The organism is Paenibacillus sp. JT31N11, assembly GCF_056269285.1.
The window spans coordinates 1-19,277 of record NZ_JBWDNQ010000008.1 but is presented as its reverse complement, the minus strand read 5'-3'; the positions used below and the strand labels follow the sequence as shown (position 1 = coordinate 19,277).

At 47.7% G+C, this 19,277-nt stretch carries 19 protein-coding genes and 1 pseudogene; 16 read left to right on the top strand and 4 right to left on the bottom strand.

Annotated features, from left to right (window positions below):
• Positions 1-8: 8 nt before the first annotated feature.
• Together AC0YNV_RS24485 and AC0YNV_RS24480 are read left to right on the top strand one after the other, a co-directional pair.
• Positions 9-275, top strand: coding sequence for a hypothetical protein (locus AC0YNV_RS24485; protein WP_475770363.1), 267 nt, complete (start codon positions 9-11; stop codon positions 273-275).
• Positions 202-1,239 carry a serine hydrolase domain-containing protein gene (locus tag AC0YNV_RS24480; protein ID WP_475770362.1) on the top strand — a complete coding sequence of 346 codons (1,038 nt, stop codon included), beginning with the start codon at positions 202-204 and terminating at the stop codon, positions 1,237-1,239. Before AC0YNV_RS24485 ends, AC0YNV_RS24480 begins: the two co-directional genes overlap by 74 nt.
• Before the next feature lie 277 nt (positions 1,240-1,516).
• Here AC0YNV_RS24480 and AC0YNV_RS24475 read toward each other — a convergent pair whose 3' ends face one another.
• Positions 1,517-2,377, bottom strand: a complete 861-nt coding sequence (locus AC0YNV_RS24475; RefSeq protein ID WP_475770361.1) for an NAD-dependent epimerase/dehydratase family protein — start codon at positions 2,375-2,377, stop codon at positions 1,517-1,519.
• 527 nt (positions 2,378-2,904) lie between these two features.
• Positions 2,905-3,258 carry a hypothetical protein gene (locus AC0YNV_RS24470; protein ID WP_475770360.1) on the bottom strand — a complete coding sequence of 118 codons (354 nt, stop codon included), beginning with the start codon at positions 3,256-3,258 and terminating at the stop codon, positions 2,905-2,907.
• 17 nt (positions 3,259-3,275) lie between these two features.
• Between AC0YNV_RS24470 and AC0YNV_RS24465 the strand changes: the two genes are divergently transcribed.
• The 5 genes from AC0YNV_RS24465 to AC0YNV_RS24445 all read left to right on the top strand — a co-directional run bounded on the left by AC0YNV_RS24465 (position 3,276) and on the right by AC0YNV_RS24445 (position 7,238).
• Positions 3,276-4,052 (top strand): arylamine N-acetyltransferase family protein, encoded by a 777-nt coding sequence (locus tag AC0YNV_RS24465; protein WP_475770359.1) that lies wholly within the window; start codon positions 3,276-3,278, stop codon positions 4,050-4,052.
• A gap of 349 nt (positions 4,053-4,401) precedes the next feature.
• Positions 4,402-5,040, top strand: coding sequence for an FMN-dependent NADH-azoreductase (locus tag AC0YNV_RS24460; protein ID WP_475770358.1), 639 nt, complete (start codon positions 4,402-4,404; stop codon positions 5,038-5,040).
• A 182-nt stretch (positions 5,041-5,222) separates the two neighbouring features.
• On the top strand, positions 5,223-5,591 hold the full coding sequence (locus AC0YNV_RS24455) for a hypothetical protein (RefSeq protein WP_475770357.1): 369 nt from the start codon (positions 5,223-5,225) through the stop codon (positions 5,589-5,591).
• A gap of 37 nt (positions 5,592-5,628) precedes the next feature.
• A complete protein-coding gene (gene sigJ / locus AC0YNV_RS24450; RefSeq protein WP_475770356.1) occupies positions 5,629-6,513 on the top strand; it encodes an RNA polymerase sigma factor SigJ in 885 nt (294 codons plus the stop codon).
• Between the two features lie 215 nt (positions 6,514-6,728).
• Entirely contained in the window at positions 6,729-7,238 is a 510-nt protein-coding gene (locus AC0YNV_RS24445; protein WP_475770355.1) for an AAA family ATPase, read from the top strand.
• A gap of 246 nt (positions 7,239-7,484) precedes the next feature.
• Here the strand turns inward: AC0YNV_RS24445 and AC0YNV_RS24440 are convergent.
• A pseudogene (locus AC0YNV_RS24440) lies at positions 7,485-7,869 on the bottom strand (IS110 family transposase); the annotation flags it as partial.
• A gap of 144 nt (positions 7,870-8,013) precedes the next feature.
• On the opposite strand from AC0YNV_RS24440, the gene AC0YNV_RS24435 reads away from it, so the two are divergent.
• The 7 genes from AC0YNV_RS24435 to AC0YNV_RS24405 all read left to right on the top strand — a co-directional run bounded on the left by AC0YNV_RS24435 (position 8,014) and on the right by AC0YNV_RS24405 (position 15,976).
• Positions 8,014-8,910: a copper amine oxidase N-terminal domain-containing protein gene (locus AC0YNV_RS24435; protein WP_475770354.1), complete on the top strand. Its 897-nt coding sequence runs from the start codon at positions 8,014-8,016 to the stop codon at positions 8,908-8,910.
• A 1,169-nt stretch (positions 8,911-10,079) separates the two neighbouring features.
• Positions 10,080-11,333, top strand: coding sequence for a Calx-beta domain-containing protein (locus AC0YNV_RS24430; protein ID WP_475770353.1), 1,254 nt, complete (start codon positions 10,080-10,082; stop codon positions 11,331-11,333).
• Positions 11,334-11,546: 213 nt separating this feature from the next.
• Entirely contained in the window at positions 11,547-12,830 is a 1,284-nt protein-coding gene (locus tag AC0YNV_RS24425) for a Calx-beta domain-containing protein (protein ID WP_475770352.1), read from the top strand.
• 328 nt (positions 12,831-13,158) lie between these two features.
• Positions 13,159-13,374 carry a hypothetical protein gene (locus tag AC0YNV_RS24420; protein WP_475770351.1) on the top strand — a complete coding sequence of 72 codons (216 nt, stop codon included), beginning with the start codon at positions 13,159-13,161 and terminating at the stop codon, positions 13,372-13,374.
• Positions 13,375-13,543: 169 nt separating this feature from the next.
• Positions 13,544-14,878 carry an alpha/beta fold hydrolase gene (locus tag AC0YNV_RS24415; RefSeq protein WP_475770350.1) on the top strand — a complete coding sequence of 445 codons (1,335 nt, stop codon included), beginning with the start codon at positions 13,544-13,546 and terminating at the stop codon, positions 14,876-14,878.
• A 190-nt stretch (positions 14,879-15,068) separates the two neighbouring features.
• Complete coding sequence (locus AC0YNV_RS24410; protein WP_475770349.1) at positions 15,069-15,566, top strand: SRPBCC domain-containing protein; 498 nt, start codon at positions 15,069-15,071, stop codon at positions 15,564-15,566.
• Positions 15,567-15,589: 23 nt separating this feature from the next.
• Complete coding sequence (locus AC0YNV_RS24405; RefSeq protein WP_475770651.1) at positions 15,590-15,976, top strand: DUF1801 domain-containing protein; 387 nt, start codon at positions 15,590-15,592, stop codon at positions 15,974-15,976.
• 55 nt (positions 15,977-16,031) lie between these two features.
• Here the strand turns inward: AC0YNV_RS24405 and AC0YNV_RS24400 are convergent, their stop codons facing one another.
• Complete coding sequence (locus tag AC0YNV_RS24400; protein ID WP_475770348.1) at positions 16,032-16,991, bottom strand: NADP-dependent oxidoreductase; 960 nt, start codon at positions 16,989-16,991, stop codon at positions 16,032-16,034.
• Between the two features lie 191 nt (positions 16,992-17,182).
• Here AC0YNV_RS24400 and AC0YNV_RS24395 point away from each other — a divergent pair, with 191 nt between their 5' ends.
• Positions 17,183-17,779 carry a TetR/AcrR family transcriptional regulator gene (locus AC0YNV_RS24395; RefSeq protein WP_475770347.1) on the top strand — a complete coding sequence of 199 codons (597 nt, stop codon included), beginning with the start codon at positions 17,183-17,185 and terminating at the stop codon, positions 17,777-17,779.
• A gap of 1,147 nt (positions 17,780-18,926) precedes the next feature.
• The gene (locus AC0YNV_RS24390) at positions 18,927-19,103 is read left to right on the top strand and encodes a hypothetical protein (RefSeq protein ID WP_475770346.1); all 177 of its coding nucleotides are present in this window, start codon (positions 18,927-18,929) and stop codon (positions 19,101-19,103) included.
• Positions 19,104-19,277 lie beyond the last annotated feature (174 nt).

Sequence of the window (19,277 nt, the reverse complement as noted above, 5' to 3'; positions counted from 1 at the left end):
AGATATCGATGCAAAAAGCGGGCTTTTCCGCAACACGTCTTCGCCGGCTAAGCGGCGTCTTGCAGGGTTATGTGGATCGCGGAGAGATCGCCGGGGCGGTCGCCATTGTTCATCGCAAAGGCGAGGAAGCCTATACCGATGCGATCGGCTGGCAGGACAAAGAGGCACGCATTCCCGTTCGACGGGACGCTCTTCCGAATCATGTCGATGACAAAGCCGATCACGGCTGCAGCCGCATTGATGCTGATCGAAGAAGGAAAGATTCGTCTCTATGATCCGGTGAATGAATGGCTTCCGGAGCTTTCCAACCGGGTTGTTCTGCGCGATCCGAACGGAAGGTTGGACGACGTCTTGCCATCGTCCCGCCCTATCACGCTTCACGACTTGCTTACCTCACGTATCGGTATCGGCTGGGGGGATCACCAGCTGCAGTCCGAGGTGATGAAGCTGCTTCCCGCTCCATTGGTAAAGCCGCTGGGGGTTCAGAATGCAGAGGAGCATCTCGATCCTGATTCCTGGATGAAACGGCTGGCCGAGCTGCCGCTCCTCTATCAGCCGGGCACCCGCTTCCTCTACCACATTGCACACGAAGTTCTTGGCGTATTAATTGCCCGGGTAACGGGTCAAACGCTGGATGAGTTTTTCCATGAACGGATTTTTGAACCCCTTGGGATGAGAGACACAAGTTTCACGATTTCGCCGGAAAAACGTGGCCTGCTGTCAGTCGCATACGCGCCGAAGGAGGGGGGAGGCCTCCTCGCACTGGACCGTCCGGAATCGACTGGTTGGGCGGAAGCTCCTCTCTTCCTATCCGGGGGAGCCGGCCTTCTCTCCACGGCGGATGATTACCAGCGTTTCGGACGAATGCTGCTTGGCCATGGGGAGCTGGACAGGGTACGCATTCTGTCACGCAAATCCGTGGAGGCGATGATAACCGACCATCTCACTCCCGAACAGCATGCGCATCCCTTCTTCGACGAGACCGATTACGACGGGTCGATGATGTGGACGAACAAAGGATACGGGTATGGCGTCTCAGTCAGGACCAGGCAAATCGGAATCGGTCCTAGCGAAGGCTCGTTTTTCTGGCCGGGGGCTCTGGGATCGACTTGGATCGCAGATCCGCGTGAGGAGCTAGTGGCGACGCTAATGATTCAGCTCAGAGGGGCGCAGCTTCCTAAGACCAGCCTGATCGCTCATGATTTCTGGACAATGATTTATCAGGCAGTGATCGACTGAAGCGCATGAATACGCCATTAAGTAACGTAATAACATAAAGGCCCGTACCAATAAGGTACGGCCTTTCACAATCAGAACAAGGCAGAATCTTCAAATGCGAGCACAAAATTCCGACGATAAGGTGGGCATTAAAGCGGCTAGCAAACCGAGGAGAAGTTCAAACTATTGCACAACAGGATTTGCAAATATCTAATAAGAAGAAGCAGAGGTCGAAAACCTCTGCTTTGATTTGAACCCATTCATTTGTACAGCTGCTTCATTACACAGAAACCGCCGCTTATGAATTCCCTCGAAGAGTATGGCGGAATCCTTCGCGCCATGAAGCGAACCTCGGCTTCCAGCCGTGCTGAAGTGCTTTTGCATTCAGTGCTCCGCGTTCGCCTCTTGCACTTCCCGGCTCTATCCTTGGCTCCGGAGCACCAAGGCATTCCGAGTAGACGCGCAACCATTTAGTGCCGGCTGCCGGATCGCTGTCCACAATGTTGTACACTCCTGACGGCCAGCCCAGTGCTAGCCCAGCGGCTGCTGCGGCATCTTCCGTATAAACGAAGGAACTGACGCCGTTTGTAGCGGCAAGCCCCCCCCGGCGCACCTGCTCCGCGATCAAACCATTCGGAGCATACCAGGTTCCGTCACCGTATAGCAAGCCGTACCGAAGTATAACATGCTCCGGCATTTCCGCCACGGCGGTCTCCAGTGCATGAGCACCTCGTACAGTTGATATGCGTGGCGCGGGCGCCTCAAGATCTAGTGGACAATCCTCCGTCGCCGGCCCCTCCCCAGGTGCATATGTCCAAGAGATGCTTTGTGCAATCATTCGGCGAACGCGAGCTGCGAGCGAAGCGTCCACGAGGTTTCTCGTTCCCTCCTTGCGGATTCGTGCATTGTCCTCCATATTCATGGCCTGCAATGCGGTTAATTGGTGAATGACTACCTCCGGAGATGCCCCGGCAAGTGCTCCGAACAGGGCATCGCGATCATATACATCTGCAAGAATAAATGAAGCCCCAGCTTCCTTCATTCTTGCAGCATGTTCCGGATTGCGTATTAATCCGGTCACTTCATGTCCAGCTTGTACCAGCATCGGAATGAGCGATTTCCCGATGACCCCGCTTGCTCCCGCCACTAAAATTTTCACTTGAATCTACCTCCGTTTTTTTGATTTTTTGCAAGCTATGAATTTCGAATACTTCTCCAATGATGAGTGCTGCCCTCAATAGCTGATAAAGTTCCAACCGATCATGGGGGAAGACCACTCTGTCCAGAATGGAGTTAACACCTGGAATGCTTCCATTTCTAGACAGCGGATAATCGGACAAAATGCCATCAAACCGGCAATCCCAGCGCCAATAACAATGACAAACCAGTTTGCTTGCCTTATCAGACATATCCTTTAATCACCATCTCCTGTTGAATTGATGAATATACAACGATGTAGCCGCCTCATATGTGACAATGCCGCGCCAGCGGACGTTCCCTTGCCGCAATGCCACTGGTCTGTGTTCCGGATGCCGCCTAATTCGATTTGGGAATGATACGACGTGTCACAGACATCGGCCCTATTTCGTTTAAGATGACGAAAACCGGGAAAGAGCGGCTGCCTCCCGGAAATTCAAATTTAAATAAAATTCTGAGGAGTGAAGAGGATGAGATTGAATTACAAGGTCAATCGGCATACGCCGCAATGATGTTGGCTGTAGCGTAAAAATGTCCAGAAAAGACCCATCCGATGATACCGCTTAGTTCAGTCTGAATGTGTTTTATCATTTTCTGAAAATATTCATGCGTTATGGTACGGGTCGGCCAAGGGTGCTGCAGCAGTTTAAGCGGGCCAAAAAGTACATCTTTGTCTTTATGATGCCGCTGCGGAACTTCAATATACCCTTGAAGGATATAGATTATATGCGCCGGACTCCCTTCGCCTTCATCAAACTGTATTGGTACAGTTCGCGATATTCGCGATGGTCCGTCTCCTACGTATTCATTATGCTTAAGGTATGGAACGAAAATCGCATTCATTGATCGGAGGACAACCTATGAACGGGATTAATTTGTTATTTCGCGAAAGAATCGGACTGCCGGCGGACGAAGTGCTCGATTTCGATGGGCTGGATCGCCTTCTGGAGAAAACGGCAAGAACGTTTCCCTTTGAAAATTTGCGCGTGCTGAACGGTCTGGCATTTCCGATTACGAAGCCATATTTGATTAACAAGCTGCTGCTTGAGAAAGAAGGGGGACTTTGCTACGAGCTGAATTCGCTCTTATATCTGTTCCTTGTCGAAAACGGATTTAACGTGGTGCTGACAAGAGGGATCATCTATGACCGGGAAGCACAAAACTATTTGTCATGGGGAAGGAGTCATATCGCCGTTCTTCTAGCCCACTTAGGACGGCTTTATCTCGTCGATACGGGATTTGGGGCGAATTTGCCGCTGAAGCCCGTTCCGTTAACCGGGGAAGCCGTCGTTTCCGGGAACGGTTCGTTTCGGATCCGGCCGGAGGACGGCAGTCTTGGAGATTACAAACTCGAAGTGAAGATAATGCATAAGGATTCGGACTGGCATATCGGATACGCCTTTGATTCCGGGAAGCCGATCACCGACCTATCGGAAAGCGAAGACATTCGGAAGATAGTTGCGGAGCATCCCGGATCGAAGTTCAACAAACGTCCGCTCGCCACGAAATTGACGGCCGGTGGTAACGTTACGTTAACGGAAGATTCATTTACGGAATGGAAGGACGGAACCGTGACGAAGGAGCACATTGACGGCTTGCGCTATAAGGAGCTGCTCCGTTCGCGCTTCGGACTGTAAAACTGTAGAACGAAGGAATGGCCGCTTCGCATCCTCACGGTTAAAAATGACGGAAACTTCCCTTGCCGCGTATGGGCGAGCCGTCAGGAGCCGTAGGAGATATTATCCGCCGCCTCTTCGGCCCGTCAAATATCAGGTAGCTATAGCATTTGCAGGCCATCTTCACTTTACCTGGGCCTTGAAATACAAGATCCTGCGGGTCCAGAGCACGGCCTTGTTAAGCCGAGATGGAGTGTTGGCTCGCGCTAATCGGGATCGAGGAAGCGGCCGCACATTACTTTACTTTTCATTGGAAAAACTAAACCTTGTCGATTAACGTCGGCGTACGATAAGCATAGGAGGAAACAACATGGCACAATTATTATATATTACCGCGAATCCCAAGTCTCCGGAACATTCAGTCGGTCTTCAAGTAGGCCAGTCTTTTCTTCAAGCCTATCGGGAAGCTCACCCGGACGATGAAGTGAAAGAATTCGATATCTATAAAGAAACGTTTCAGACGATCGACGGCGATGTCATAATGGCATGGGGAAAAATTCGAAAGTTGAACATGGACTTCTCCGAGCTGAGTCCCGTCGAACAGCAAAAACTTCACGCCCTGAACGAAGTAACCGAAATGGTGACGCGTGCCGATAAATATGTGGTTGTCTCTCCCATGTGGAATTGGGGAGTCCCGCCACGTCTCAAGGCATTTATCGATTCCTTTGTCATTGTTGGAAAAACGTTCCATTACACGGAAAGCGGTCCAGTCGGACACTTAAAAGGCAAAAAAGCGATTCATATTCAAGCGAGCGGCGGCATTTTCTCCGAAGGGCCTTTTACGGTGATGGATCATAGCCATCCTTATTTAAAAATGGTTTTGGGTATTGTTGGGGTAAGCGATGTAGAAGCTCTGTTTGTGGAAGGGCATGAAAATAAACCTGAGAATGCGAAAGAAATCGTCCGTACGGCCATAGCGAAAGCTTACAAGCTTGCCGCTGCATGGTGATGCGAAAAATCCCCCTCGAGGGATTTTTTATGACTTTCTCAGATAGGTGTCCATCAGAAGCCTCTGCCTCGTTCTAGGTGCAAACAAACAGAAGGAGTGGCTCTTATGAAAACATTGACTTGCGTCGTCATTGGCGCCGGTTATGCGGGGATTTACGCCGTGAAGGAAACCGCAACCTATTCATGGATCAGGCAATCAAGCATCCTCTTCGGCTCGTCCTGATTGACAAAAACCCTTTTCATCTGCGCAAGGTACTGATGTTTAGACCCGCTGTCACAGATGAGGAAATTCGAGTCCCCCTCTGCATATGGACGCTCGGGCTGCAACTCAATCCGATGTTGCAAACTTGCCAAAAAATATTGCTGGCCGATCTTGAAGGACGCCAGGCGCCGGTGCATAAAAGCTATATGAAATCTTTCAGCATCGGGCTCGGTCCCGACAAAGGATTAACCTGGGTGAACAAATGGGGACTCGATATCGTCATCACGGGTAAGTTGGGCTGGAAGATCAAAAAGTATACATGGGACACGGCAAGCTTGCTGACGAAATGAAAGACAGGTTAAAACGTGAAAAGGAGACGGTACACCGATGGAGGAATTGTACATGCATTATAAGGGACTGTTGCTCACGCTTGCTTATCAGATGACAGGTACGTGGTCTGATGCAGAAGACGTAGTGCAGGACGTGTTCTTGAAGGTGTGTGATGTACATCCGTCTGGTCTCGCCGAAGAACCTAAGGCGTATTTGTGCAAAATGGTCGTCAATCGCTGCCGCGATTTATACAAATCGGCTTGCAAACGGCGGGAGCGGTATTTCGGAGAATGGCTCCCCGAGCCCATCCCGACCTCGGAAGACGAAACGCTCGATTTTATAGTACAAGACGAGCTGCTGTCTTATGCAACACTGGTACTGCTGGAAAAACTGTCCCCAGCAGAACGGGCGGTGTTCGTCTTGCGTGAGGCGCTCGGCTTCGATTATGCCGGTATAGCCGAGATCATCGGTAAAAGCGAGGTCAATTGCCGCAAGCTTTTCAGCCGCGCGAAAGGAAAGATGGAAATCGGCGAAGGGGAACCGGTCCATGCCGAGACCGATAGAGAAGCATGGATCCGCCGATTCGTTGCCGCGCTTGAGCAGGATAACACAGAGCAGGTCGTTTCCATGCTTGCGGACGATGTCGCGCTCATCTCAGACGGGGGAGGGAAAGTGTTCGCCGCTGTTCGCCCGATCGAATACCGCGAGGCCGTCTCCAAATTCCTTTTGGGTTTTTTCCGCAAGTCGCTCCATTACGAGGGTGGCATTCAATTGGAGGTAAGTAGGATTAACGGCCAGGCCGGGGTCGTTGTCCGTGTAAGAGAGCAAGCGGAATCTGTCGTGATGATTCATGCCGAAGGACATACGATTCACAACATTTATATTATCCGGAACCCGGATAAGCTGGGTTTATTTCGCTCCGGATACCAGTTATCAAAATGAGGAATTGAGTAATGGCAAGAACTCTTACTACTGGCGTAATCTGCATTCACTGCTTGGGGGCATACCGCTCGGGGTATTCATTCTTGTGCATAGTGTAGCCAACTTTCAGTCCTTTGAGCGTGGGCCGCAAGGGTTCACAAAAACAGTATCTTCTTATTTTAGCATGGGTGTATTTGTATTACTGTCCATTTTATTAAAACGCGGAGGGTCTAGCCATGGGCATTAGGAATTATCTGATTGAAGGGGTTTCCGGTACCGGCAAAACCTCGGTCTGCAAAGAATTGCAGCGGCGCGGCTACCATGCCATTAATGGTGACCGTGAATTGGCTTATCAAGGCGATCCGGAAACGGGTACACGGACGGATGGCGTCACGCACGAGCACCACATTTGGCATGTAGATAAAGTAAAAGCGCTGGTCGCCAACCAGGAGGAGGCGGTAGCATTTTTCTGCGGTGGTTCTAGGAACTTTTCGAAATTCATAGATCTATTTGACGGCGTGTTTGTCCTCGAGATCGACCTTGACACATTGAACCGGCGGCTTGACGAGCGACCGGAAAATGAGTGGGGCGGAAAGAAAACGGAACGGGAACTCATTGCGCGATTGCACCAAACGAAAGAAGACATTCCGAAAAACGGAATTATAATCGACGCCACCGCACCGATCGAGCACGTCGTTGACGAGATCGTCCGTCAAAGCGAAGGAAATAAACGCCAACGACAGTAACTTACGGTCGCTCACGGACAGCCCAATACACCGGTGCACCTGGATACGAATAGTCCATCCACTGCGTTAGAACCAGCTAATCTTGTCTACATTTTTCTCTTAAATTTATTTGGCGAAGGCAGTATACTAAAATTAGGCGTACTACAGAACCTTCTCTGCAAATGCTGGGAGGTTTTTCGTTTGAATGATAAATATGCTAATTAAGCTAAGTCGTTAAAGCTTTCTTGCAAAGGCTGTAGGAATGATAAATTGCTTAAGAAGTAGTAGCGAAACTCTTGAATAGAGATCACCGAAGATACCTCTGTAGTGCGGGAAAACCTGATCTAACACGGCTTGGAACTGCAGTTTTACTTGTACATACATTTGTGTAAGAGAGTCGTACTGATGTGTTACATGTCTGAGATTCAATAATTGAACGCCACGTTTTTTGTGGTTCTCAAATTCCTCTTTGTCATACCGTTCACATAGCCGAAAAGGCATCAACCGCATCTGTTTTTACTTTGCGTAGACATGATTTCTTGGCTTGATGTGAAATGAGAGGATTTACGACTAAGAATAAGATGCTGTGCTCCTCTAAATACTGGATAACGGCTTGGTGATAGTGTTCCGTGGATTCTAAAATAACAATTGGGGCTTTTTCGGCTTCATCTGCACGTTGGCAATAACGTCTATTAAGCCCATCTTGGTTTATAAACGAATGGGCAGATTAGCACAACTTCATTGCAGCTTAATACGTCTATTTGAGAAGCTGAGGTATAAAGAGGAGAAATGACTAATGAAGAAAATGGTTTTAGCCTTTATTATGGTACTAAGTTTGATTTTAGTGAGCTATCCTCATGTTTCTAATGCAGCTCCAAAAGATTATGAGGAGAGGCCAGTCGAGGTCAATGTAAATGGTACATTCATCTCCATGGATGTACACCCGATTATGGATAATAACCGCTTGTTTATTCCTATCCGATCCTTAGCGTCTATAGTGATTCATTACAGCTGGAATCCTTCTTCAAAGGTAGTGACTTTACAGAATACAAACGGAGAATACTTGAAGATTACTGTAGGCAGTAAGGTGGCATATAAGGGTAATAAACAGATACAAATGGATCAGGCCGCAAAAAATCAGGATGGACGTGTGCTTGTCCCTATTCGATTTGTGAGTGAGGCCTTAGGCTATCATGTAGATTATGAAGCCATTCGCAAAATGGTTTTTGTGAAGTCCGACAGTTATAAATTTGATATGAAACAGATTACGCAAGAGGACTTACAAGCTGCACGTAAAGCAGCCATTTCTTTGCCGATAACGTATGATTTTAAACCGCTTGGTTTCTCTGGGGCCTACCATGAGTATTCTTTTCCTGTCGGAAGAGCAGATGTATACATGTTACAGGACGGTCGATTCTGGACTCTTATTGAAATTAAAGATGAGAAGGCAACGGCTATCGGTCAATATGCGGGTGGTGATCTATCCCATACAGCTGGGGATATTCCTCCCAATTTTATTTTTGATACCGATCCCCTCTTTGAGGCCTATCACAATAGTAACGTCCTGTTTATTGAAAATAGAGACGGGACAGCAAGAGCTATTTACGGTGATGAAAATGGCAAATCGGTAGAGTTAAAAACAAAAATCAATGTTTATTCTGATATTATCCAAAAGCTTCCTAATCAACGATAAAGGTAGATGTGTGTATATTTAAAACAGGCAAAGCCCGATTATGTAGGGCTTTGCCTACTCTTAATGGGAGTATACTTAAAGGATCAAAAACAATTTGAAACTGAGGTGATTGAATGGCTGTACATCTGTTGGCGCCAAGCAGGTATTGGAATACGATCGGCTCGCATGAGCCGGTGCTGACCGTCAACGACGGCGACCGGATAACGACCTCAGATCCTTGACAAAAGGACCGAACATCCTGCAGCTTTATATTATACTGGGGAAAAGATAAGTCAGATAACCCCTATCAATTTTGACCGCTTTATGATAGGACGGAAAAGTTTAAACTTACAAAGTGGCCATTGGATCATTATGAAAGTATGGGGTTTGAGATTTATGGAGTTATTCATATCCGGGGAAAAGAACTGCATTTTTTTGTGTCAGAAAGCATGCTTTTAGCTTGAAGTTAACAAAATGCACAATCTGTTAAATTGGTGAAAACATATAAGCTGGCCAGTAGAAGGTTGAACTGAAAGTCGGTGATCGTGTACTGCGAAGCAAAACCTTTGTGAGTTTCGCTTTGGCACTGTGCTTGCGGGGAGAAGACAATAATCGACTTCATTCTGCAATTAGATGAGGCTAAAGTAAGTTAACAAAAACTGGACTTCATGGGATAATCGGAATATCGGAGCACTTCCGAAATCTGGAAATGTATGTGTCGATAGATACAAAATGTATCAGTTATAATTCCTTTTTTGAATGATTACCGTTCTGTTCAGTCACAAAGAATCGTGGAGACTAAGAAGAAATTTAAAGATAAGTGAGGCGGACATCCATGATAGAATGGAACGGAATCAAGCGCAGTGACTCATAGCGATAAGTCCGGAAGTAGGAGAGAGAGATAGTTTTGCAAGTGTGTATATTCAAAGGATGGGAAACTCCCGCGGGGAAGTGGCTGTCTATTATGAGGCTGCAGCCGTAACCGTGCCGGTTTATGGCAGGAATCCGGCGACAGCGAATGAAGTTTTTATCCCGGTGAAAGGTGCTGTGACCTTTGCAGATGGGGAATGGTGGGAAGCGGATCGACGTGCCTGTTATCAACGATTCCATAGATGAAGGAGCAGAAGTATAGTCCCTGCCCGACATTCAGTGGGGCCATCAAATTTTTTAAAAGTAGAGGAGGAGAATTCGTGTCACTCAATGGTAAACGGATGAGAAACGTCTGCGGGTTGATGGCCATTCTATTCGCCCTAACATTGTTTCCCGAGTACGGTCATGCGGAAGACCCCGGGCAGGTAGAGCAAGAAACTCAATCTGCAAGCTCCGCAGTGAGCGTTCCAACCGAAGGAAGATGGGCCAGTAAAAATGAAATCGGCTTTAAGTATCTCTTTGATGCTGTAAGTGAAGGAATTGGCACATTCGACGTCATTCTGACCCGGGAAGAGGCGACGGAAGCAATCTATGCTCAATTATATATGTTCGGCAACATAACTCATCCTTTTATAGTGACGTTCGCTCCTGGCGAAAAGACTAAGACGGTTTCCGTGTCTATTATCGACGATTCTGTCGTAGAGCGCACCGAGGAGGTTCTCGTTTATCTTGGGAACGAATGGGAGGAGTTTAGATCGTCGAAAAGTATGATTATCGACATTTGGGACAATGAAGACCCAAGCTGGAGCACAAACCCAGGATATACATCGATATGGCCTAGCCGTCAGTTCTGGCAGCTGCCAGCTGATGATTTGATGGCCCCTTTTTACAACTTTGACCAAGCCTATGAGAAAGCAGGCTTTGTCACTCTTAGCGTTTATCGAGGCATGGGAGGAAGAGGAGGCGTAACCGTCGATTACGAAACCCAGGCTGGACTAACTTCTGCTTATGCGAAAGCGGCTACGGAGTATGTGGATTATACGCCAGTTAAAGGTACATTGACGTTTGCCGAAGACGAGTATATTAAACGGATCGACATCCCAATTATAGATGATAGGAAGCATGAAGGACCCGAAAATTTCAGGTTTGCCCTGAGCAATCCGACAGGCGGGGCTACAATAAGTGAATGGAAACAAACAGATGTATTTATTGATGATAGCGACGATCCTTATGAGGAATTGCATTTCACCGATAGAACCAACTATGTAATTGAAGAAGAAGGGAAAGCTCTGATCAGGGTAATTCGCTCTAAAATAAGTGGTCAGACAACAGTGAATTACGAGCTTATCCCGGGCACGGCTGGGAGCAGTGATTATACGGCCGCTGCAACAGGAAGCATCACGTTCAAGGATGGAGATAGAACAAAAATATTGGAAATTCCAATCGTCGATGATGCGCTTGAGGAGTATCGGGAGTCGTTCCAGATCCGGTTGATAGACGTTGATCCAGACGACAGTAAAGTGCTCGGTTGGAAGGAGACCGAGGTAGTTATCTATGACAAGGACCATTTGTAAGTCTTGAGCCCATTTAGCCCTGTGATTGAACAATGGTCAAGTTCCATGACCATGTAATGGAATACTTTAAAACGGTTCTTTAAATAAAGATTTGAATATGGATTTCCCCGTCCATATAGCTTTGTTATAGTTCACTTGCCCTCAAAGGGAAAATATATGAATAATGATACGAATCGTATCCAAAAGATAAACGAAATTAAAGGAGGAGTAGCTATGTCAACCAACGAAAAACTGATGAGAAGTATCTGCCTCATGTTGGTGTTTCTATTCACCTGTACACTGCTGTTCCCCGCGAAAGGTGACGCAGCAGGCACCGGACAGGAGGAAGAAACTCAATCTGCAAGTTCTGAAATGTCCTCTTATCCTGACAAGTTTCCTGACGGGAGATGGGCACATCATCAAGAAGTCAGCTTCAAGTATACCTTTTATGCCGTAAACGAGGGGGCTGGCACATTCGACGTCATCCTGACCCGGCAAGACACGAAGGATACAGTCTATATCCAGTTCGGTATGTCTATCTGGGGCAGCAAATGGGGAGAGGACATTACATATCCACAGGAACTCGTGAGGTTCGCTCAGGGCGAGTCAACGAAGATGGTTACAGTAACTCTTATCGACGATTCCATCGTAGAGGAAACCGAGGAAGGTACCGCTAGTCTTACTATTTCGAATGGCGAAGAATCGTCTATAATAACTCTATTGATTTTTGACAATGATACTCAGGGCTCGGTTACTGTTCCAGGTTCGGTAACGATATGGCCCTTCGATCAGTTCGTACAGCTGCCGGCTGATGATCAGAATGCCCCTTTTTACTACTTCGACTCGGCGTACGAGAAAGCGGGCTATGTCTCCCTTACTGTCTATCGAGGCGGGAGAAAAGGAGGCGTAACCGTCGACTATGAAACCCGGCATGGGAAAGCTTCCAAATATGCTGAACCGGCTACAGAGAATGAAGATTACACGCCGGTGAAAGGAACGCTGACGTTTGCCGAGGACGAGCATACGAAACGGATCGATATCCCAATTAGGGATGATATGCAATATGAAAATCCCGAAAATTTCAGATTTGCCCTGAGTAATCCGTCTGGCGGGGCTACACTTGGACAATTTAATGAAACAGATGTGTTCATTTACAGTGACGATCCACACATGCAATTTCAATTCGAAGATGGTGCTTACTATGCAATTGAAGAGGAAGGGAAAGCCCAGATCAAGGTGAGGCGCTCAGGCGATGTAAGCATACCGGCCACCATTGATTACGAGCTTATCCCCGGAACGGCTGGTGGCAGTGATTATATGTCCGCAACGACTGGGAGTATCACGTTTGGGGCTGGAGAGAAAATTAAAATATTGGAAATTCCAATCACCGATGATGCGCTTAAGGAGTTCCGGGAATCGTTCCAGATTCGGCTGCTGGACAATAACCCGGACGACAGTATAGGGCTCGGCACGTGGCCGACGACCGAGGTAGTTATCTATGACAAAGACCATCTATAAGCCTTGAGCCCATTCTGAAAATCCATCTATGTTCTTGTCTTCCGACAGCTAGCAAATCTGTCGAAAAGGAAGAACATTGTTTGAATGAAGCCCGCTTAAATAGCGGGCTTTTTTAATTGTCAGACAAGAACATTGTCCGATTGCCGAAGTGGTTAATTAATTCCCATAACAGTATTAGGGAATATCTGCAGACGTCAGTCCCAACTTCGGCTAAGATTTGTTCGCCCTTTTCGGGCGGCGATGCGCGGTACTGGGCTCCCCGCCGTAAATATAGTATAAAATGGCGCACCAAAATTTTCATTACTCTGTGGTGCCCCGAGAGGGGCATGTGGCGATTGGGATCTACGGCAAGCTGGCGGGCCTCAGTGGATTGGAGATTCCGTCCTGGAATCCGTTCTACATTTCTGCAACCCGGGGCGTGATCTTCAGCAATATGTGGCTCGTGCTGGCGATTTTGCAAATTGTCAGCTTAGGCCTCTATTACTTCGCATTCGGCAGAACCCAACGCGTCGAGCCGTCCGAGACCCAATTGAACATGGCATAAGCCTGGACGTACGCTCCTAGGATATATAATTCTTGGCCAGCTTTCGCGCTCAGGCGCATTCAAGGCGAGAGTGGTCAATTTCAATATATAATATTCCTTGACAGGAATATACCTTTACGGGTATATTCAAAGCAAGAACCGAAAACATATGAAAAAGGAGTGAGTTGGTTTGAAGAGGTTGGCATTCCTGATCGTTGCCGTCGTGTTGCTTGGAGCATTGGCCAGCAGTCCCGTGTCTGCTTTCACCGATTTAAATGATGCTGAACGAGAAGCCATTCTTCAGCTAAAGGATCGAGGTATTGTATCCGGCATCACAAGTAGCCAGTTTGCACCGCGTGAGAAAGCCAGTGTTGCACAAGGTGTCAATTTAATTGTGAAAGGCTTGAATCTGAAACTTGATCAGACCGGATCGGGTAAAAAGCCGGTCGCCACAGATTTCTTTCATACGATTTCCAATCACGCATGGTATAGCGATTCCTTTGTAATCGCACGTGTGAACGGATTGGAGCTTTCGAGTGACGTTAATCCAAACGCTGATTTGTCCAGGCAGCTATATGCGGAGTTGCTGAAAAAAGCCGTTGGCATCAAAGGGTTAGACTTAAGCGATCCCGCCTTCTTCGAGAACCGAAATAACGAGGCCATGACTCGGGGAGAAGCAGCATTGTGGTTACATAAAACCATTCAATTTGTCGAGTCGCAGCAATTAAAAGAGAAACGCGGTCATTACGCCACAGTGAATGGGCTCAACATGTATTATGAAATCCATGGCACGGGCGGGCATCCGGTAGTCTTGCTCCATGGCGCATTTATGTCTATTGACTCCGCGTTTGGCACACTCATTCCCAAACTTTCCGAGAGCCGGCAGGTGATTGCCCTCGAAATGCAAGGTCACGGACGTACCGCTGACATTGAACGTCCGTTAAGCAGCGAGCAGATGGCTGACGATGTGGCTGAGCTCCTGCATCAAATCGGGATTAAGGATGCCGATATAATCGGCCATTCCTTAGGTGGTGCAGTCGGAATTCAAATGGCTGCCCGGCATCCGGAGCAGGTTCGAAAGCTTGTAGTAGCCTCGTCGACGTTTAAGAGCGACGGCATGTATGATGAGGTTAATGGAATGATGGATTTCATCACGCCGGAAATTTTCGTAGGCACCCCAATTGAAGAGGAATATAAAAAGCTGGCGCCGCGTCCGGAAGATTTCCCCAAGCTGGTTGAAAAAATCAAGGCGATGGGTAGCGTAAAGCTAGATTGGACACCTCTGATCAAATCAATTAAAGCTCCCGTACTCACTGTCATTGGGGATTCTGACAATGTTCGTCCCGAACATGCATTGGAGATGTTTAAGCTGCTTGGAGGTGGTGTAGCTGGAGACCTGACTGGCCTTCCCAAAGCTCAGTTGGCTGTGTTGCCCGGTGCGACTCATGTGACCTTAATGGAGAATACGGATTTGATTGTTGCCATATTCACCCAATTTCTGGATGCTTCCAAAGAAGAAGAGTAATTCTCAGGCACTACTTCAATTTCCGGAATAGCAGGACTTGATGGCAGAAAATTAAGTCGAAAAATTGGTGCTTACGCGTGACTTCCAACGCTCCAAGAGAGCGGTGCTCATTACATCTTCCGTTACGTTTTCATTCTGCTGTATTCGGTTCCCCCTGGAGAACCCATACCATTATTAGGAGGAGATTAATATGAATCAACATGCAGCAAAAGCAACAACTCGAGTAGAAGGTCAAGCACTGATCGTCGAACGCATTTTTCAAGCGCCGCGAGAGCTGGTATGGGATGCCTGGACAAAGCCGGAGCATGTGGCCCGGTGGTGGGGATATGGCGGAGTACCTCTTTTCGCTTGCGAGATCGATTTGCGCGTTGGCGGTACCTATCGATATGTTCAGCGTGGCCAAGACGGGACCGAGTTTCCTTTCACTGGCACATATCGCGAGATTGCCAAGCCTGAACGGCTGAACTACACCATGATTTTTGATATGGCCCCGTATAACGAGCATGAATCCCTCATATTCGACTCGTTCGAACAACTTGATGTGGGCCTAACCAAACTGACTATGCGCACGGAATACGCATCTGCTGAAGCCCTTCAAGGTTCCATTGCATCCGGTGCGGAGCAAGGCGCAATTGCATCCATGGAACGCTATGCTGAATACTTGGCAATGCTTCAGCAGGCTCAATAGCTTACAAATGGAGAATGAATGAAATGAATCAAGAAGTGACCACATTTATTGAAAATCTGAATCCGCAATGGCAAATTGAACTGAGCGGCAAGCTGCGGCAGATGGTTCATGAGACGATTCCTGGAGTGGAAGAAAAAATTCAATACAAGAAGCCGCATTTTCTAAAAAACGGGCAATTTGCAGCGGTTATTTCGCCTTCGAAGGATGCAATTGCGTTCATGATTATGAATGCAGCTGGCGTTGAGTTTCCAAAAGGCTTTGAAGGACCAGCCGAACGGAAATGGATCAAATTGCGTGAAGGGGATATACCTGATTTAGCACAATTGTCCTGCCTTCTGTCGAAAGCGTCCGAATCGCTTGGCGATTGTGCAGTCGGAACAATGTCATTAAGCTATGAGTACGATAGCTGAGTAAAGATCCAGGACAAGGCTGCCGGCATGACCGGCAGCCTTTGCTCGTATTGCTTTATTGCAGTTCAGAAAAAACGCGGATTACGATTTTGCCGCGTGCCCGGTGACTTTCACTTTTAATGTGCGCGTTGGCCGTCTCCTCAAAAGGAAATATAGAATCGATCGTCACGTTAAGCCATTTTGTGTCAATCAGTCGGGTCAACTCCTCCAAATAAGCCGATGTTATCAGTGGATACTGCACTTCGTGGACGGTAACCGACGCATTCGTCGCTTGCTCAGACGAGTAGCTCCCCCATGCAATGGGCACAAGCTGGCCTCCTGGCTTTAACGTATCGAGCAGCCAATCCCCTTGGTTACCGCCGGCCGTGTCGAGGACAAGGTCCGCGCTCCGTGCGATGGCCGTCGGCAGAGCAGCCGCATAGTCTACGAACCGATCGACGCCCAATTCGCACAGGAACGGCTCGTTACGGGCGGAAGCGGCTCCGATGATGCTCGCGCCCTTCCATCGGGCCAACTGAACAGCCAGGTGACCGACTCCTCCGGCGGCGCCGTTGATCAGCACGGTCTGACCCGACTCCAGCTTCCCCTGGACGAACAACGCATGCCAAGCTGTGAAGCCGGACTGGGGTAAAGCCGCCGCTTCTGCGAAATTGATCGATCTAGGCTTCAGTGCTAGATTTCCGGCCGGCACGGCGACGTATTCCGCGCATCCCCCGCTATTGGTGGTCATGCCGTAGACGGCGTCGCCCGGGCGGAAGCTGGTCACTCCATCCCCTATACTCACAACGATTCCTGAGACGTCCCAGCCGGGGGTATAAGGCAGTTCGAACCGATCGCCGGCCAAACCCGAACGGATCTGCCAATCGCCGGGATTGACGCCGACGGCATGAACGCGGATGATGGCCTCGCCTATGCCGGCGTTCGGAACGGGCGCTTCTTCCAAACGCAGTACGTCAGGCCCTCCGAAGGAATAATAGCGGATCGCTCTCATTGTCTCAGGCATTCCTATTGCCATGTTTACTCCCTCTTTTCTTTTCATTTCGTTGAATTGAATAATTCAACTCCGTTCATTACAATAGTAGGAAAAGTATAGCCCGGAAACAACGGACAGTGGTGCCTGAATGTCGGTTACCTGACAAAACGGCTGTTTTGTCGGGCCAGCCGGGATAACTGTTCGAATTCGTAGAGCAAGGGATGGTGCATGCTATGGAAAGTGAAAAGAAGGAAACGGATAGACGGCGCAATCGTTCACAGCGTCTGTTAAAGCAGTCGTTCGAAAAGCTGATGCGGGAGAAGGGATTTACTGCGATGACGATCCAGGATATCGCCGATCGGGCGGATTTGCACCGAGGGACATTCTACACACACTTTCCAGACAAATTCGCGCTGCTGGAACAGTCCATCAGAGATAAGTTCCGACTTCTGCTGGAGCGGAAGCTGCCGGCGGATTCCGGCTGGCGTACGGAGCATTTGAGCATTTTGGTTCAAACGGTGCTGGAGCACGTACGGTCGCTTTATGGCCGCTGCAGTCCAGTCGATACCGTCGATCCGCTGTTTGAACGATCGGTCCGAGACGAGCTGGCTGAATTGCTGAGGCACTGGCTTGTGCAGATCCAGACGGCTCGAGCCGACAGGCAAGTTCCAGTCGATACGATGGCGCTCATGACGAGTTGGGCGATCTTCGGGGCAGCGGTTCAGTGGGGCAAAAGTTACGAGGAGATCAGCGTGGACGAGATGACCGCCCGCGTGCTGACCGTTCTAACTGAAGGAGCTAAAATGGACTTTGTCCATGAGAAACGATAGTGAATGGATAGCTTACCTCCTCTTGCCCCAGACACAGAGCCAGGGTTTATAATTAGTTTATATGCAGAAATCTAATTAGAAAGGAAAACGATACACTATGGATATAACTCCACAAGAAGAACACTTGATAAAGGCTCTCCGTGAGGCTGCATTACCCCCTTTATTTGTGCTCATACGAATTAGAAATGATATTTCTAATGACACTGTAAATGTCGAAGAGAGCCGAAGAGATGACGTTGTAAATACATTAGAAAAATACATCGGTCCACTATGGGAAAACTATCATGAGGGGAAGAATTCATAAACCAAAGAAGGACCTTAACGAATTAATCATAATCCGTACCACTTAGATTGATATCGTTACGCTAACGGGTACTATAGTGCAGAGACAAGGAACAGATCGCCGCGGCAGGCAACTGTTCCTTTTTCGTTGAAGTAACGGGCAGGATAACGTGGTAAATGCCTTGAATATATTGGAATACCATATTAAGGCGGTTAGAAGTGTGTGGACATTTATGTCAATGAGGTTCGGCTTAATGAAGATGAGGGTGAAGTATTTGTTGTCACGGAGTTCTTTAATTCTCTAACGAGAAGTGGGAAGTTTCCTATGTTCACTTGCTCTTGTGGCATTTTTGGTTGCGGGGGATTTTATATTGATGTTCATTATAAGAAAGATAGAGTGATTTGGGGACAAAGCAGTCTGCATATAAAAAGCATTTATTTTCCAGGGAAACATCCAACTCTTTGCTGAGCAACTTATTATTAAGCTGTCAGAGCTAAATGATTTACGAGGAGAAAATGGTCTTGATGCAAATTACGATATCGGCCTCTTAAGAACAGAGCTTAAGGGTTTCTCAAATAACAAAAAAACAAGAGGCTTATTAAAGTAACGGGTACGATAGCTGAATAATCACCAGGTCGAGGCTGCATTGTTATAATGATTTTGAGGTGATCCATATGAATCCGCTAAGTGATCAAACTAAGGAAGAATTGCTGCTTGCACTAAAAGATAAAAGAACCAGTCTTTTCGTCATTGAGAGGAAAATGGTTTCCGTGGAAGTGGAAAAACATTAACGTAACGGGCAGGTTTCAATTGTAGAAAGATATCACGTGTAACCATCAATTATTAAGGAAGGTGACTTGAAAAATGCAAAAAGCCATCGTTGTATACTATGCTGGAAAGAACAATAATCTCGATGAATTAAATACACTACTTGAAGATGGCTGGAAAGTAATAAAACAAAGTTCAATGGGTGGAAATTGTGGTGCCGCTGTTTATTCATTAGTAATTTTAGAGAAGGCAGATATTGCCGAACATCGTTAAGCTCCCATGGAAGATCGGTATAACTTCTATAATCTGTGGTGCGGCGCTTGCGCTGCATGTATGGCTAACGGGTACGATAGCATTCCTGTAGAGCGTTAAATTACCGCTTTGCAAAAAAACGAGCGCCTCGGTACGATGGGAGTACGCAACGGGTCATAGCCCTTTAAATCCCAT